Source organism: Nocardia sp. NPDC058666, assembly GCF_042714895.1.
In the GTDB taxonomy this organism is placed as follows: domain Bacteria; phylum Actinomycetota; class Actinomycetes; order Mycobacteriales; family Mycobacteriaceae; genus Nocardia.
This window is the reverse complement of the sequence record NZ_JBHXRY010000004.1, coordinates 52800-68570: the sequence shown is the minus strand read 5'-3', so window position 1 is coordinate 68570 and position 15771 is coordinate 52800. Positions and strand designations below refer to the sequence as shown.

Below are 15771 nucleotides of genomic sequence, written 5' to 3'. Positions count from 1 at the left end.
ACGCAGCCACCGAAGTGGCTGCGCGCCAGGACTATCGGGCGGAGCTGCGGGACAGGTTCCACGCCCACCACGGGTCGGGTTCGAGGTCGTGCAGGATCGGCGTTTCGATTTCTCTGCGCAGGTTCTCCGGCAGTGGACCCAGTGCGGGCAGGATATCGGGGGAGAGGCGCCCCAGGTAGTCGGTATCGAGGCGCGTGCTGGTTTCCCACCGGTCGATATTGCGTTCGGCGACAAGGTATTCCGGATTCAACACCGCCAGCGCGAGCAGAGTGCCCAGTGCGGTACCGACCGCCGCGCGCGGCACCCAACTCCACCGCAGCCGGGCGATCGCGATCAGCACGAGAACATAGACCACGCCCACCCACAGCTCGCACATCGTCACCAGCAGGCGCAGCACGGTGAACCCGTAGGCCTGCTGGTAAGTCCACATGCGGCCCAGCGCGGAGCACACGATGACCAGCGCCAACACACTCACCGCGCCGAGCATGACGCGCAACGAGGTGCGGTCGGCAGCGGTGTCCTGCGTCGACCAATGCAGCACAGCCAGGATCACGGCCAGTGTCAGAATGCTGACCGCCGACAACTGCCAGAACCCGCTGCGCGCGTACTCCGCATAGGTCAGACCCGCCGTGCGCTGCACGTAATCGTCGCCACCGAACAACGCCACGAACTGGGCCCCGAGGAACACCGCGAACAGCACGGTCAACGCGCCCACCGGCAACATCCACTCACTGCGCGACCACAACCGCACCGGCCGCCCCGAATCCGTTGCGCGCGAAGGCGGTCCGGCGAGCACGTACAGCGCACCCAAGGCCCCGATCCCCACCACACCGAACAACAGAAGCCATTGCCAGGCCGCCGCCGCGTCCACGGTGGGCACCAGCCCATTCAACAGCCCCGCGAACGTCGCGTCGGCCCCACCGAGCAGCGGCACGAATACCACCAGCAGTGCCGCCGTCGCCGCCACCGAAACCCCGTGCTTGCGCACCGTCGACGGCTGCACCGGCCGCGCCTCCCGCAACCCCGAAAACGCCCACGGCACCGCCCCGAACGTCGCCAACGGCACCGCGAACATGTCATGCGCGATCCCCCGCACACTGCGCCGCCCCAACACCGCCAACGACCCCGCCACACACGCCGCGATTACACACAGCACGAACAACCACCCCGCCGCCCGAAACGTCCCGACGCCGAGCAACGCCAGCGCAGCCGGCGCCCACCAGAGTCGATCGCGAAGCGTCGGTGAGGGAGATGTCGAATCGGCCACCACCGCAACCGGTTCGGACTCGGAAGCCTTCTCGGAAGAAGCCGGGGTCACCTCGTCGACGCCGCGAGACCGCGCACGGTAGTCGACCAGGCACAGCGCGCCGGTGATGCCCCCGCCGGCGATAAGCCAGCCGATGCCGGGCCGATCCACCGGAATCACCGTCGCCCCAACGATTCCCGCCAAGGCAGCAGCCGGAAGCACGCCAGGCGGCCGCGCTACGCACTGCCAACGTTTCGGGACCGGCGGTATCGGCGGCGGCATCGCAGGTACTCCGGGCCGTGCCCCGGTTCGCGAGGCGGCGGCATCGGTCTGGTCTGCTGTGCGACTCGCGGCAAGCAAGGCCGCGACGGGAACCGACGCATCCGAGCTGGACGCCGCGGCTGATGTGCCCGCGGCGGGCTCCTTGGTCAGCACCGCTGTCGCCTTCGCATCGGATCCGGCCGAGGCAGCCGTTTCGGCCGACCTACTGACGGCGACATCGCCACCGGCAGACACCACCGCGGACTTGTCACCAGGCCGGCCGTCGCCCGCGCCGATCTGGTCATCACCCGCGGTGCGCGGGCCGTCACTCTCCGTGCTTCGACCATCACTCGCGGCGCTCAACCCATCCTCCCGGTCGGGCGTAGGTGACTCGGAATTCGACTTCTCAGACATAGTTCTTCCTCCGATAGGTATGCGAAACCATCCCGGAACCGAAGCGCCGGGAAAGTGGTCTGAAAACGAAAAGTCAGTCCCTGGGCAGGACGACGCGAATACGCGAACCGGGATCGGCGACAGCGATGGTGCCCCCGTGCAAATCGATCACCCACCGAGCAATGGCGAGCCCGAGCCCCGTCCCCCCGCCATCAGTGCGCCCCCCACGAGTGAAACGGTCGAACACAGTGGCGCGCTCAGCTTCTGGAATACCGGGCCCGTCATCCACAATCTCGAGCACAGTCCCCTCCGCCGAATCGCACACCGCCACAAGCACTTCGCCCCCGGAGGGCCCGTGCCGAGCAGCATTGTCGAGCAGATTGAACAGCACCTGATGCAACCGAGCCCGGTCCGCGAACACCGTCGCATCGGCAGGCTCGATCGAGGTCGTGAATCGCACCCCACGCCCCAGCGCCGCCGTCATCACCTCCGCCTCCGCGATCACATCGGCCAACAGCGTTGCCACCGGCAAAGTTTCGCGATCCAGTGTGAAAACCCCCGCTTCGATGCTGGACAGATCCAACAGCTCCGACACCAGCAACCCGAGCCGCTCGGTCTGCGCCAGCGCGGTCCGCAAGGTCGCCGGATCGGGTTCGCTCACCCCGTCCACCAAATTCTCGAGCACCGCCCGCAACGCCGTCACCGGCGTGCGCAGCTCATGCGACACATTGGCGATGAGATCGCGCCGCTGCCGATCCGCCGCGGCCAGATCAGCGGCCATCTGGTTGAACGCGACAGCGAGCTGACCGACTTCGTCCTGCGAGGTAGCACGTACCCGAAAGCTGTAGTCGCCGTGCGCCATTCGCCGTGCAGCCGAGGTCATCTCGCGCAGTGGCCGGGTGATTCCGTGCGCGAGGAACTGTGAGGTGATCAACGCGATCCCGAACGCGGCCATGGTGGTCAGCGGCGGCAACCACCCGATCTTCACCCGGAAGTACCCGAACGCCACCCCACCCGAGCACAACATCAACACCGCCAGCTTGAGCTTGATCGACCGCAATCGGTCCAGCGGCCGCGGCAGCACATCGGCGATCCGGTCCAGCAGCGTCGCGGTCATCGCGCGTCCAAGGCGTAACCGACACCGTGCACGGTGCGGATGAGATCGGCACCGAGCTTGCGCCGCAACGCTTTCACGTGCGAATCCACCGCCCGTGTCCCCGCCGCATCGGACCAGTCCCAGATGTCCTCGAGCAGCCGCTCGCGCGCCAACACCGCCCGCGGACGTTGCGCCAGCCGGGTCAACAGATCGAATTCCAGTGGGGTGAGCCGGGCTTCGATGTCCCCACGCCACACCCGTCGCTCGGCGAGATCGATCCGCAGATCACCCACGACGATGCTGTTGTCGCCCCGCTCGAGCGCCCGGTCCACCCGCCGCAACAGCGCGTGCACCCGCGCGGCCAGCACCCGCATCGAAAACGGTTTAGTGAGATAGTCATCGGCACCGACCCCCAGGCCCACCAGCTGATCGGTCTCGTCGGTGCGCGCGGTGAGCATGAGAACGGGCACGTGCCGCTCGGCCTGGATGCGACGGCACACTTCGAGGCCGTCGAACCCCGGCAGCATCACATCCAACACCACCAGATCCGGTTCCCTCGCCGCAGCCGCGGCCACCGCCCCCGGCCCGTCGTGCGCCAACTCCACCGCGAACCCTTCGGCCCGCAATCGTGCCGCGATCGACTCGGCGATGGTCACCTCGTCGTCCACGACCAGAATCCGGCGTTGCGCGGACCCACTGTTTTCCATGGTGCGACCCTAGCGAGCCGGTGTGGAGGGATCCTGAGTCAAATGTGGAGATTGTGTGTGCAGCGCGGACCTACGGATCCGGGAACAGACCGGGCAGTTCCATCGCGTAGGCGAGATCGTCGCGCGTACCCAGGGTCACCAGCAGCACCCGGATCATGGTCACCCGCGCCTCCGATGTCAGCGCCGGATCGGGATCGCTGCCCGGTTCCGCGCCCATGGTGAGCCGGTAGACGATGTATTCGCACACGTGCAGCGCCGCATCCAGGTCAAGGGGCGTTGGCACCGGACGGCCGAGTTCGACGAACGTCTTGCGCACCAGATCGCGAATATCGTCCAGGGCCCGCTCGCGATACGCCGACACCGGCGAGCCCGGATCGTGCAGTTCCGCGAACAACGGCCGCAGCATCGGACCGTGCCCGCGCGCCCAGTCCACATACGCGTCGATCAGCCGAATACCCAGCCGAACGGGCTCGTCGGTGCCGACCAGGGCATCCCGAATGCCACCGACAAGACCCTCGTTGGACACGTCGAGCACCGCGTGCAGCGGCTCGGACGCATTGCCGAAATAGCGGTAGAACGTCGGCCTGGCCAGCCCGGCCTGCTCGATGATCTGTGCGACGCTCAGCCCGCGAGAGCCATTGCGCGCGAACACCGCGGCGGTCGCCTCGACGATCCTGGCCCGGACCTCATCGGCCTGTTCCCGCGTTTGCGGCGGGCGCCCGCGACGCACCGCCGTCGATTCCTCGGTCATCGCACCACCCTCACCATCGGCGCACACACACTGAAAGCTTGACACGAACCAGGTCGCACGGATTAATCTAACACTAGTGTTCAGCAAATAGCCTGAACATGCGCGAGCAGTTGCGCGTGAACGATCTCGAGGAAGTAGGGCCGACGATGACGACAGCCCCCGAGCTGACCGCCGAACCCACCGCGCTGCCCACCGCGCTGGTCAAGCCCCTGTACGAGCGCGGAGTCGCCGGTGGCGCACCGTCGGTACCGGTCTTCGCCCCCGCCACCGGCCACAAGATCGGTGACCTGCCGCAGTCCTCGGTCGCCGATATCGAACGCGCCTTCGCCGTGGCCAGGCACGCGCAGCGCGACTGGGCCAAGGTGCCGGTCAAGCAGCGCGCGGAGATCGTGCGCCGCTTCCACGACATCGTGCTCGCCGAGCAGGACACCGTGCTGGACATCATTCAGACCGAGACCGGCAAGTCCCGCCCGCACGCCTTCGACGAGATCGCCGACGTCGCGCTGAACTCGCGCTACTACGCCACCGTCGCGCCCAAGCTGTTGGCCGACCGCAAGCCGCGCGGTGTGCTGCCGGTGCTCACCTCGGTGGAGGTGCACCACCGTCCCAAGGGCGTCGTCGCGGTCATCTCGCCGTGGAACTACCCCCTCGCGCTGTCGGCGTCCGACGCGCTGCCCGCCCTGATCGCGGGCAACGCGGTCATCGCGCGCCCCGACAACCAGACCGCCCTGTCGGCGCTGTGGGCCATCGACGCCGCCGAGCGCGCGGGCCTGCCCCGTGGTCTGTGGCAGGCCGTGCTGGGCCGTGGTCGCGAAATCGGCGGCGATGTGATCGCCCGCGCGGACTACGTCGACTACACCGGCTCCAGCGCCACCGGCCGCACGATCGCCCAGCAGGCCGGTGAGCGTCTGATCGGTTACTCGCTCGAGCTCGGCGGCAAGAACCCGCTGCTCGTGCTGGCCGACGCCGACGTCTCCAAGGCCGCGAAACTGGCTGTGCGCGCGTGCTTCTCGTCCGCGGGCCAGCTGTGCGAGTCGATGGAACGCATCTACGTCGACGCCTCGGTCTACGACCAGTTCGTCGCCGAATTCGTGGGCAACGTCAAGAACATGTCGCTGGGTGGCGAGCTGGACTACAGCCGCGACATGGGCTCGCTGACCTTCCAACGTCAGCTGGACACCGTGTCCGCGCACGTCGACGACGCGGTCGCCAAGGGCGCCAAGGTCCTCGCAGGTGGCCGCGCCCGCCCGGATCTCGGCCCGTACTTCTACGAGCCCACCGTGCTCGCCGATGTCGCGCCCGGCATGACGGTCTACCGCGAGGAGACCTTCGGCCCGGTCGTGTCGGTCTACAAGGTCGACTCCGACGACGCCGCCGTCGAGGCCGCCAACGACACCGCCTACGGCCTCAACGCCAGCGTGTGGAGCCGCGATGTCAACCGTGGCAAGGCTGTTGCCGCCCGGATCAACGCGGGCTCGGTCAACGTCAACGAAGGCTTCAGCGCCGCGTGGGGCAGCGTCGACGCGCCCTCGGGTGGCCTCGGCATCTCCGGTCAGGGTCGCCGCCACGGCCCCGAGGGTCTGCTGAAGTACATCGACACCCAGACCATCGCGGTGCAGCGACTGCTGCCGATCGCGCCGCTGCCCGGCATGTCCGAGCAGATGTGGGCCAAGACGATGACGCTGACCTTCAGCATCCTGAAGTCGCTGCGCCAGAAGTAGTGTTGTGAACACCGAGCAGGGGTACTGGAAATGAAGCTGGAAACGGTCGCGGGCAAGCGGGTGCTGATCACCGGCGCCGCCATGGGTCTGGGCAAACTGTTCGCGGAGAAGGCTGTCGCCGAGGGCGCCGACGCGGTGGTGCTCTGGGATATCAACGAGCTGGCGCTGCGCGAGACGGCGGCGCAGCTGACCGCCGCGGGCGGCAAGGTGCACCACTACGTGGTGGACGTGTCGTCACAGGACTCGATCCGCGAGGCGGGCGAAGCCATGCGCAAGGAGGTCGGCGGCATCGACATCCTGGTCAACAACGCCGGCATCGTGCGCGGTAACACCTACTTCTGGGAAACCGAGAACCGCGCCGACATCGACAAGACGATGGCGATCAACTCGCTGGCCCCGATGTATGTGACCCTGGAGTTCCTGCCCGGCATGGTCGCCGGAGCCGGACAGGCGCGCGTGCTCAATATCGCGTCCTCGGCCGGACTGGTCGCCAACCCGCGCATGGCCGTGTACGCGGCGTCGAAGTGGGCGGCGCTGGGCTGGTCGGACTCGGTGCGCCTCGAGCTCGAGCAGGCAGGCCACGACCACGTGAAGGTCACCACGGTCTGCCCGACCTACATCAACACCGGCATGTTCGACGGTGCCAAGGGCATTCTCTTCACGCCGATGCTCGAGCAGAACGATGTGGTCGACACGTCGTGGCGGGAGATGAAAAACGGTGGGGCACTGGTGGTTCTGCCGTGGACCTCGCGGATGAACCGGGCGCTGACCGGTTTGCTGCCGATCAAGATCCGTGACCTGTACCTGAACGCGGTGGGCGTGTACCACTCGATGGATCAGTTCACCGGCCGCAAGTAGGCCGTCGGTTGCCCCCGTCCGCCGGTCGTCGTCGCGACCGGGTGGACGGGGGCATTCCTGTGTCACGGGTGCCCACGACCACTGTGGCGTAGTACTCGTCGGACTGGACGACACCGGCCGCGAGACCGTGCGACGCGAGCACTTCGCAGGCCGTATCCACTTGTCCCGCACCGGTTTCCACCAGCACCGTGCCGCCCGGCGCCAGCCACTGCGCGGCACCTTCGGCGACTCGACGCAGCACATCGAGACCATCCACACCACCGTCCAACGCGGTCAGCGGCTCGTATTCGCGCGCTTCCGGCGGCAACCGCGCGACCTGGTCGCTGGGCACGTAGGGAGTGTTCGCGAGCAGGATGTCGATGCGCCCGCGCAGGTCGCCGGGCAGCGCGTCGAACAGATCACCGCCGAACACCGGTGCGCTCAACGGCGCCAGATTCTCCCGCGCGCACGCCACCGCCACAGGGTCGATATCGGCGGCGACCAGTTCGACCTCGCAACCACCGGCGGTGAGCTCCGTCGCGGCGGTCAGGCCGAGAGCTCCGCAGCCGCAACACAAGTCGACTACGCACGCCTGTGTCGTCCCCGGTGCCACACAGTCCACAGCTTGTTCGACCAACAGTGCTGTGCGTTGCCGTGGCACGAACACTCCGGGATGTACACCCACCCGAACGCCGCGAAATTCCACCCAGCCGAGCAGATATTCCAGGGGTGTCCCCGACATGCGCTGTCCGACCAAGGCTTCCAGTCGCACCGGGTCGTGCGCCGCCGCCTCGAGCAGCAGCGCGGCCTCGTCCTCGGCGAACACGCACCCCGCGCGCCGCAACGCGACGGTCACGTCGGTGAGCAGCGGGGGACCCATCGTGTGATTGTCCCCTGTCGGACAACCTGATTTTCGGCATTGGCACCGAATAGGGGCACTGGACAGTCTTGCGCCCCTGGCACAGTGACGCGGGGTCTAGCGGGAGCTGTCGAGTTCGAAGGTGCGGGTCGCGTCGAGGTAGATCCCGCGCTGGGCGCTGCGCGCGGGCGGCGGCAGCTGGGAAACCAACTGCTCGAGGGACGTCATCGCCCCGACCACATGCGTGCCGGCCACGATGAAATCGGCGACCGCGCGCCGAATATGGTTCGGCGAGGTCACCACCACGGCGCTGTGCACACCGAGATCGCGCAGCAGACGAGTGCTGAACAGTGCGTTCTGCACGGTCGACCCGGCCCGATCTTCGACGTGGATGCGGTCGCCGGGCAACCCGCGCGCGACCAGCCAGCGTCGCATCGCCTCGGCTTCGGAGATCCCGTTCTGCGGGTTGCCGCCGGTCACGACCACCGGCGAGAACGGCGCCGCGACCGCTTGCAACCAGGCCGCGGTCAGACGGTTCTCCAGCTCGGGACGCAGGGCTCCGTCGGGCAGCAGGCCGTAGCCCAGAACCACGATGCCGGTCTGCGGGCCGACAAGCGCGGGTAGGGGATTTGGCAGGGTGGACGCGGCGGCGGTCACGGCGTGCAGGACATGGTTGGTGCCTGCGGCTTTGGCGGGGTCGATCGCGCCGAGTCGTCCGAGCGCGTCACCGACTGCAGCCTGATCGCCCGCATAATGCGACCAAATCGCGTGCAGCGCAAGCGCTTCGGCGTCATGGGGTCCGCGGCGATGAGAGCGCGCAGGTCCGCGCGACCCGCGACATCGTCACCGTCGGTGAAGTGCTGTTGCGCGGAGTTGTAGAGCGCGGTCACATTCGATTCCGCGATGGCGGGTCCGACAGTGGTGCCCGTCAATGCGGCCGCGGTGACGACAGCGGCGGCCAGTTGTTTCCAGTGCCTCGAGATCTTCACGGCAGTCGCAACCCTTCCCGCGAACGGTTCGGTACGTGCTGGCAGAACTTCGGTACGTGCTGGCAGAGCTGCCGACACCGTACGACCGCACGTGCGGCCCGTGGTCGACCTCGACCAGCTTGCGCGCGTCGCGGCCCGGCGGCGGATCGTGGACGCGGCGGCGGATAAGGTGTCTCACCGTGGATACCGCTTCGCTGACCGGCAAGGAACTCGCCGCCGCCATCAACGCCGACTCGAAACAGCGCGCGGCCGCGCTCACCGCCGCGGGCACCGCGCCGACGCTGGCCCTGATCGTGGCCAACGACGACCCGGCCAGCACCTGGTACGTGAACTCGCTGCGCAAGGCCGCCGAACGTCTCGGCATCGCCTGCGAACGCATCGATCTGGGCGCTGACGCCAGTGCCGAGACGATCCGCGCCGAACTGCGCGCCCGCAGCGCCGACCCCGCCACCGACGCGATCATGCTGCAGACCCCGCTGCCGCTGGGCGTGAACCTCGACGACGTGAGCTCCGAGATCGCCGCGACCAAGGACGTCGACGGCGTCAGCCCGCTGTCACTGGGCCTGCTCGCCTCGGGCCTGGACGGCTTCGTACCCGCCACCTCCGAAGCTGTGGTCGAACTGTTGAAGCATCACGGCATCGCCCTGCAGGGCCGCCTGGTCACCGTGGTCGGGCGCTCCAACATCGTCGGCAAGCCCCTGGCCCAGCTGCTGCTCGCCGAGAACGCCACCGTCACCGTCGCCCACTCCCGCACCACCGACCTGGCCGCGGTCACCGCCCCCGCCGACATCGTGGTCGCCGCGGCAGGCCGCATCGGCCTGGTCACCGGCAAGCACATCAATGAAGGTGCCGTCGTGATCGACGTGGGCACCAACGAAGCCGAAGACGGCAAGATCGTCGGCGACGTCGACGCCGCCTCGGTCCTGGGCAAGGCCTCAGCCCTGAGCCCCGTCCCCGGCGGCGTCGGCCCCGTGACCACAGCGCTGCTCATGCGCCACGTGGTGGTCGCGGCCGAAAAAGCCCGCGGCTGAACAACTGCACGGCGGCGACAGGCGAAAAGGTCTGAGGCCGAACAGTTGTGCGGTCGTCGCGATCGAGAACGGCGGCGGCCGACCAGCTTTCGGGGTAGCGGTGTAACCCCGTTCAGCTCGGGCGCGGAGCTGACCTCAAAGGTCCGTCAACGTCTTGTTGCCGAGAACGGCTGCGGCTGACCAGCTTTCGAGTGTCAGCCGCGAAACCTCGTTCGGGTTCAGCGCGGAGCTGACCCGAACGAGCTGATCAACGTCTTGCCGCCGACCTCGGCCGTGCCCACCAGTTGCGGCGTGTACGTGCTCGGCGCGGCATCGGGCCGGAACGCGGTCACCTTCACCAGGTACTGCCCGGCGAACGCACCCGGCGTGATCTCCACACAGTGCGTGGTCCCCACCGGCGTGGAGTCGATCCCGGCCTGGATCGCGGCCGCCGACGGGGCAACCGCTTCGGCGGCCACCAATGTGCGCGCCTGATCACCGGACCGCGCAACGTAATACGCGTGCTGGAAGGCCAGAATCGCGGCAATGCCGGAATCGGTGCCGCCTTCGCCCTTGCCGCGCACCATGGTGCCGATCTGCTCGGTGGGGCACGCGGCGGTCACCGGACCGGCCGAGGTCGGCACCAGCGGAGTGCTCGTCGACGTGGATGTCGGTGAGGGCTCCCGCAATTGGAGATAGGTGCCCCCCAGCAGCACGGCCCCCGCCACCGAGGCCGCCAGCGGCCCCACCCAGCGAGGCACGCGCCGCCGCTTCGAACGGTCGATCATCCGAGCGAAAACCGCGTCGTCACCGTTGTAATCAGGTGCGGGACGCGAGGGTTCGTTGCCGTTCGCGCTGGGTCGAGACGGGGCAGCGCCCGCACCGAGTCCGTCGGCCGCCCGTGGCGGGAACGTGTCCGCGCCCTGGGGTGCAGATGTGGGTCGAGGCGGGAACGTGTCCGCATCCAGAGGTGCGGGCGCGGGGCGCGGCGGGAACGTATCCGCACCGGAAAGGTCGAGTGCGTGGTGTGCCGGAAAGGTGTCCGCACCGGACAGATTGAGCATGTTCGCACCGGGCAGTTCGAGCGCGGGGCGCGGCGGAAACGTGTCCGCGCTGTGGAAAGCAGGTGCGGAGCCGGGGGTGCGGTGATCGGCAGCCGGCTGGGCATTCGCCGCCCCGCGCGCCGACCGCGAAGCGTCCTTCCATCCCGGCGGAGCGGCGATGACCGGCAGCTGATCGGTATCAGGCCCGTTGTCGCCGATCGAGAACGCGATATCCGGACTGGCTGGGTCCCAACCGTCTGGACCCGGATCAGCCTGACCATTTCGGTCTGAATCACCCTGCCTCGCACCGGGATCGAACTTCCCACCCACCACGGGCAGCCGATCGGTGACGTAACTGTCCGCCGCCGAAATCACCGGAATCCCAGCGGGAGTGGTCGGCCCGCCTTCGATTCGATGACGAGCACCGCCCGCGGGCTGCTCGCTGAGTCGGCGGGGCCGTGGCGCACCGATATCGCGCGAGCGCCGGATCGGGGTGACAGCCGCCAGCGGTGCACCGGCCGATCCCGGTTCCTGCCGCCTAGCCCCGATCGGTCTGTGCGCTTCCGGTCGATCCATCGCCCCACCTTCATCAGGCTCGTCGCCGTCAGGGTATGTCCCGCAACGATTTCGTTACGGGCACGATACTGCCCTGACGGCGTGTTCGCCGAATGCCACGAGGGAAAATGTTTACCAGTGCACGTACACCTCGTCGCCGATGCCGACATTGTCGAAGTACCAGGCGGCGTCGCCGGGTGCGAGATTGATGCAGCCGTGGCTCACGTTGGCGTTGCCCTGCGAGTCGACCGACCAGGGTGCCGAGTGCACCATCACCCCACCCCAGGTCAGGCGCACGGCGTATTCGCCGTCGATGATGTAGCCCTCGGGGTCTTCCAGCGGGATGCCGATCGTGCGCGAATCGAACACCACCGAGCGGTCCTTCTCGAGGACGCTGAACGTGCCGGTCGGCGTTTCGAAACCGGGCTTGCCCATCGAGGCGGGCATCACGCGCGTTTCGCCGTTCGCGGTGACCGTGAACGTGTGGTTCGACAGGTCAGCCACGGCATAGGTGCCGCCGCCGTACTGGGTTCGTTGGCCTCCGATCAGGTCCGCGGACGCGGTTGTCGACCAAGCCACGCCCAACAACGCTGCCATGATCGCGACGAACAGGAAACGAATTGCGTTCCTCATAAACGCCACCCCTTCACTCACTCGTAGGCGGAAACCAAGTCTAGGCCGACATGATCAACTCGACCTATCGAAGTGGTAACGGCCACCGGGTAACGCGGTGTGTCGTCTTGCGTTCGCGCTGGTGAGGACTAGGAAATATCGTTCCCTGTTCGAGACCGGCGGGCTCAGCCGCGCACGGCCCGCAGCACATCGCCGTGCAGCGCGTCCGCACGCGCGGCGATGGTGTCCACCCGCAGCAGCGCGGCGGCGAACGCGTCGCCCAGTTCCGCGGGCAGCGAGCCGACATTGATCTCGATATTGAGCTGCGAACTCATCGCCGCGGCACGGGCGGCGTCGGCGGCGGCACCGATATCGGTGACCACATTGGGGTTGCCGATCGGCAGCAGTTCCGCGGCCAGCGACAGGATCTCGTCGGCCTCGTCGACCACCGCGGCGGGTACCCGCGCGGCTTCCACCAGTGCCGCGTTGATCGCCGCGGTGCGCGCCGCGATCTCGTCGTCGGTGTCCTTGGGCAGCTTGTACGCGGCACCGACGGCGGTGAACGCGGCGGCGTCGGCGTCGGCCAGTACCAGCGACCTGGCCAGCGCCGCATCGGCGGCCACGATGAGCTGGTCGATCACCGGACGGTTCACCGCGTCCTTGGCGCGCGTGGTGTACCGGGCAACCATCGCCACCAGCGCGGCGGCCTGCGCGGCGTGCAGCGCGGCCACGGCACCGCCACCGGGCGCGGGCACCTTCGCGGCCAGTTCCGTCAGATAGTGCTCCAGGGTCACCGAACCGAAGGAGGGGGCGAGCTGCTGCGGTGACACGGTGGGCTGCGACACGACGGGCCTTTCGGTATGGGAAATCCTGGTCTCAACGCTACCGCGTGCCTGTCCACGCACCCCGCTCGACCAGCACCTGTGCGTACAGACCGACCGGTCGGGGTGCGCGGAAACCCCGAGGCTATGTTGAAACCATGCGGATCGGATTGAGCATCAACTATTCGGGCGGTTTCAAGGAGACGGCGGCCGAGGTCGCCGACCTGGAACGCGCGGGCCTGGACATCGTGTTCGTGCCGGAGGCGTACTCGTTCGACGCCGTGAGCGCGCTGGGTTACCTGGCCGCGCGCACCGAGCGCGTGCAGCTGGCCTCGGGCATCCTGCAGCTGTACACCCGCACGCCCAGCCTGACCGCGATGACCGCGGCGGGCCTGGACTACGTGTCCGACGGCCGTTTCATCCTGGGCATCGGCGCCTCGGGCCCGCAGGTGATCGAGGGCTTCCACGGCGTGCCCTATGACGCCCCGATCGGTCGCACCCGCGAAATGGTCGAGATCTGCCGCAAGGTGTGGCGTCGCGAGAAGCTCAACTACCAGGGCAAGTACTACCAGATCCCGCTGCCCGCCGACCGTGGCACGGGCTTGGGCAAAGAGCTCAAACTGATCAATCACCCTGTCCGCGAAGACATTCCGGTGCTGCTGGCGGCGCTGGGCCCGAAGAACGTGGAGCTGGCCGCCGAGGTCGCCAACGGCTGGCAGCCGATCTTCTTCCTGCCGGAGAAGGCCAAGGATGTGTGGGGCGACGCGGTGGCCGCGGGCAAGGCCAAGCGCGATCCGGCACTGGGCGAGCTCGACATCTTCGCGGGCCCCGCACTGGCCATCGGCGAGAACGTCACCCCGCTGCTCGAATTCGTGAAGCCGCACCTGGCGCTGTACATCGGCGGCATGGGCGCCAAGGGCAAGAACTTCTATCACACCCTGGCCACCAAGTACGGCTACGGCGAGGCCGCCGACCGCATCCAGGAGCTGTACCTGGCCGGCGACAAGCAGGGTGCCGCCAACGCCGTCCCCGACGAGCTGGTGCGCGATGTGTCGCTGATCGGACCCGAGAGCTTCGTCAAGGAGCGCATCGCGGCGATGGCCGACGCGGGCGTCACCACGCTGAACGTCACGCCGATCGCCGAGGATTCCGCGGGCCGGATCAAGCTGATCGAGCAGCTGCGCACGCTGTGCTGATTCACTGAAAGCTGACCTACTGATACGACAAACGCGCCGCCCACCGGAGAAGTCCGGTGGGCGGCGCGTTCTGTTCTGTCAGGACGTGAACGACGTCTGTCAGGACGTGAACGACGCCAAGGCGGCCGCCAGCGTGGTGTGCATGGCGAACACCTGGTCCAGGCTCGTCAACTTCAGCTGACGGCTGGTGGCGGGACCGTCGGCCACGACCGCGATCGAGGTGGTCTCACCTGCCCGCTGATGCGCCGCGACCAGGGTCGCCATGCCCGCCGAGGCCAGGAACCCGACCGCGGTCAGGTCGATCACCAGCGTCGCCGGTTTGTCGGCCAGGATGGTCTCGATGGTGGCGTCCAGCGCCGGTGCGGTGGACAGGTCGACCTCGCCGGTCACCGTCAGCACCGTCACGCCGTCGTGTACCGCCGTCGTGGTGGTCATCGTGTCCGTGAGTGGATACGCGTCTCCGGGAGAGTTGGTCACCGTTCAACAACACACAACTTCGCCCGAATACGCAAGCCACCGCCCTTGACAGCACAAATCCGCCGGGCGGGGAGCGCGGTGCTGTCGACGGCCTCCTGCGGTCGGCCCGCCGGGCTGCGCAGGGTAGGGGCTGGCGTTCTCGCGATGTCGTCGTACTGTGAGGGCGTGAACATCGATGTGACGCCGTTACCGGGAATCGGCGTATGCAAGGACTTTCCGTTGGCGCAGGCGCGTCGCCGGATCGGCGTGATCGAACACCGTGACGGCACCGTCGACCTGGTGGTCTCGCGCGCCGGTGACTACGACTCGACCACCTCGATTCCATTGTCGGGCACCGAGATCGGCGTACTCGCCGGACTGCTGGGCGCCCCGCAGGTGGTGCAGAAGAAACGGGAAACCCACGGCGCGGACGAGCTGTCGACCAGGCAGCTGGCCATCGATCGCGGCAGCCCCTTCGACGGTAAGGCCTTGCGCGACACCGCGATGCGCACCCGCACCAAAGCGTCGGTGGTCGCGGTCGTGCGCGCGGGCGAGGTAACCCCGTCGCCGGGAACGGATTTCACCTTCATCGCCGGTGACCTCGTCGTTGTGATCGGTACCGACAAAGGCCTCGACGCGGCGGAACGGCTGCTCAATGCCGGTTGAGAATTCCTGCGAATAGTAAAGAGCAGGTAAGGTATCGCCTAGCTGAGGTGAGGTGATCCCATGAATGTAGAAGTGACGTCCCTGCCGGGAATCGGTGTCCGCAAAGAATTTTCGCTGTCGAAGGTGGACCGGCGCATCGGCGTGGTGGACCATCGCGACGGCGGCACCGACCTGATTTTCACCAAGGTCGGCGATCCCGATTCGACCGTGCAGGTTCCGCTGTCCACCGCCGAGGCCCGCACGCTGGCCAGTCTGCTCGGCGCCCCGCAGCTGGTCGCGCAGCTGCGCGAGGAACACCGCGACCTCGACGGCGTGAGCACCCGCTCGATGCCGGTGCTGCCGAATTCGCCCTACGCCGATCGGCGCCTGGGCGACACCGAACTGCGCACCAAGACCCGCGCCTCGATCGTGGCCGTTATGCGCGCAGGTAAGGTGATCGCTTCGCCGGGACCGGAATTCGTGTTCGCCGGTGGTGATCTGGTGGTCGTGGTCGGCACCAATGCCGGGCTCGACGCCGCCGCTTCGATCCTGTCCGACGGCTGAGCCCGTGGA

Annotated in this window: 14 protein-coding genes and 2 pseudogenes; 6 read left to right on the top strand and 10 right to left on the bottom strand. The window is 67.8% G+C overall.

Translation table 11 applies throughout. From position 1 onward, the window contains the following. Window positions 1-31: 31 nt before the first annotated feature. The 4 genes from ACFWVD_RS11950 to ACFWVD_RS11935 all read right to left on the bottom strand — a co-directional run bounded on the left by ACFWVD_RS11950 (window position 32) and on the right by ACFWVD_RS11935 (window position 4454). Window positions 32-1921, bottom strand: a complete 1890-nt coding sequence (locus ACFWVD_RS11950; protein ID WP_379242048.1) for a DUF4153 domain-containing protein — start codon at window positions 1919-1921, stop codon at window positions 32-34. A gap of 73 nt (window positions 1922-1994) precedes the next feature. After that, window positions 1995-3002 carry an ATP-binding protein gene (locus ACFWVD_RS11945; RefSeq protein WP_379242468.1) on the bottom strand — a complete coding sequence of 336 codons (1008 nt, stop codon included), beginning with the start codon at window positions 3000-3002 and terminating at the stop codon, window positions 1995-1997. Window positions 3003-3013: 11 nt separating this feature from the next. Next, window positions 3014-3703 carry a response regulator gene (locus ACFWVD_RS11940; protein WP_379242047.1) on the bottom strand — a complete coding sequence of 230 codons (690 nt, stop codon included), beginning with the start codon at window positions 3701-3703 and terminating at the stop codon, window positions 3014-3016. A 70-nt stretch (window positions 3704-3773) separates the two neighbouring features. Further along, on the bottom strand, window positions 3774-4454 hold the full coding sequence (locus ACFWVD_RS11935; RefSeq protein WP_379242046.1) for a TetR/AcrR family transcriptional regulator: 681 nt from the start codon (window positions 4452-4454) through the stop codon (window positions 3774-3776). Window positions 4455-4600: 146 nt separating this feature from the next. Here ACFWVD_RS11935 and ACFWVD_RS11930 point away from each other — a divergent pair, with 146 nt between their 5' ends. Together ACFWVD_RS11930 and ACFWVD_RS11925 are read left to right on the top strand one after the other, a co-directional pair. After that, window positions 4601-6175 (top strand): succinic semialdehyde dehydrogenase, encoded by a 1575-nt coding sequence (locus tag ACFWVD_RS11930; RefSeq protein ID WP_379242466.1) that lies wholly within the window; start codon window positions 4601-4603, stop codon window positions 6173-6175. A 30-nt stretch (window positions 6176-6205) separates the two neighbouring features. Next, window positions 6206-7033, top strand: a complete 828-nt coding sequence (locus tag ACFWVD_RS11925) for an SDR family NAD(P)-dependent oxidoreductase (protein WP_379242045.1) — start codon at window positions 6206-6208, stop codon at window positions 7031-7033. Here the strand turns inward: ACFWVD_RS11925 and ACFWVD_RS11920 are convergent. Together ACFWVD_RS11920 and ACFWVD_RS11915 are read right to left on the bottom strand one after the other, a co-directional pair. Beyond that, window positions 7017-7892 carry a putative protein N(5)-glutamine methyltransferase gene (locus ACFWVD_RS11920; RefSeq protein ID WP_379242044.1) on the bottom strand — a complete coding sequence of 292 codons (876 nt, stop codon included), beginning with the start codon at window positions 7890-7892 and terminating at the stop codon, window positions 7017-7019. The genes ACFWVD_RS11925 and ACFWVD_RS11920 overlap by 17 nt on opposite strands. 96 nt (window positions 7893-7988) lie before the next feature. Further along, a pseudogene (locus tag ACFWVD_RS11915) lies at window positions 7989-8860 on the bottom strand (YdcF family protein). Window positions 8861-9039: 179 nt separating this feature from the next. On the opposite strand from ACFWVD_RS11915, the gene ACFWVD_RS11910 reads away from it, so the two are divergent. After that, window positions 9040-9891: a bifunctional 5,10-methylenetetrahydrofolate dehydrogenase/5,10-methenyltetrahydrofolate cyclohydrolase gene (locus tag ACFWVD_RS11910; RefSeq protein WP_379242043.1), complete on the top strand. Its 852-nt coding sequence runs from the start codon at window positions 9040-9042 to the stop codon at window positions 9889-9891. Window positions 9892-10109: 218 nt separating this feature from the next. On the opposite strand, the gene ACFWVD_RS11905 is transcribed toward ACFWVD_RS11910, so the two are convergent. The 3 genes and pseudogenes from ACFWVD_RS11905 to ACFWVD_RS11895 all read right to left on the bottom strand — a co-directional run bounded on the left by ACFWVD_RS11905 (window position 10110) and on the right by ACFWVD_RS11895 (window position 12925). Beyond that, window positions 10110-11489 (bottom strand): hypothetical protein, encoded by a 1380-nt coding sequence (locus ACFWVD_RS11905; RefSeq protein ID WP_379242042.1) that lies wholly within the window; start codon window positions 11487-11489, stop codon window positions 10110-10112. A gap of 111 nt (window positions 11490-11600) precedes the next feature. Beyond that, window positions 11601-12014, bottom strand: a pseudogene (locus tag ACFWVD_RS11900) (L,D-transpeptidase); the annotation flags it as partial. Window positions 12015-12265: 251 nt separating this feature from the next. Next, entirely contained in the window at window positions 12266-12925 is a 660-nt protein-coding gene (locus ACFWVD_RS11895) for a cyclodeaminase/cyclohydrolase family protein (RefSeq protein ID WP_379242041.1), read from the bottom strand. Between the two features lie 134 nt (window positions 12926-13059). On the opposite strand from ACFWVD_RS11895, the gene ACFWVD_RS11890 reads away from it, so the two are divergent. After that, window positions 13060-14097 (top strand): LLM class F420-dependent oxidoreductase, encoded by a 1038-nt coding sequence (locus tag ACFWVD_RS11890; RefSeq protein ID WP_379242040.1) that lies wholly within the window; start codon window positions 13060-13062, stop codon window positions 14095-14097. A gap of 99 nt (window positions 14098-14196) precedes the next feature. Here ACFWVD_RS11890 and ACFWVD_RS11885 read toward each other — a convergent pair whose 3' ends face one another. Beyond that, window positions 14197-14532: an STAS domain-containing protein gene (locus ACFWVD_RS11885; RefSeq protein ID WP_379242039.1), complete on the bottom strand. Its 336-nt coding sequence runs from the start codon at window positions 14530-14532 to the stop codon at window positions 14197-14199. A gap of 207 nt (window positions 14533-14739) precedes the next feature. Between ACFWVD_RS11885 and ACFWVD_RS11880 the strand changes: the two genes are divergently transcribed. Beyond that, window positions 14740-15219: a cation:proton antiporter regulatory subunit gene (locus ACFWVD_RS11880; RefSeq protein ID WP_379242038.1), complete on the top strand. Its 480-nt coding sequence runs from the start codon at window positions 14740-14742 to the stop codon at window positions 15217-15219. A gap of 60 nt (window positions 15220-15279) precedes the next feature. After that, window positions 15280-15762 carry a cation:proton antiporter regulatory subunit gene (locus ACFWVD_RS11875; protein WP_379242037.1) on the top strand — a complete coding sequence of 161 codons (483 nt, stop codon included), beginning with the start codon at window positions 15280-15282 and terminating at the stop codon, window positions 15760-15762. Window positions 15763-15771 lie beyond the last annotated feature (9 nt).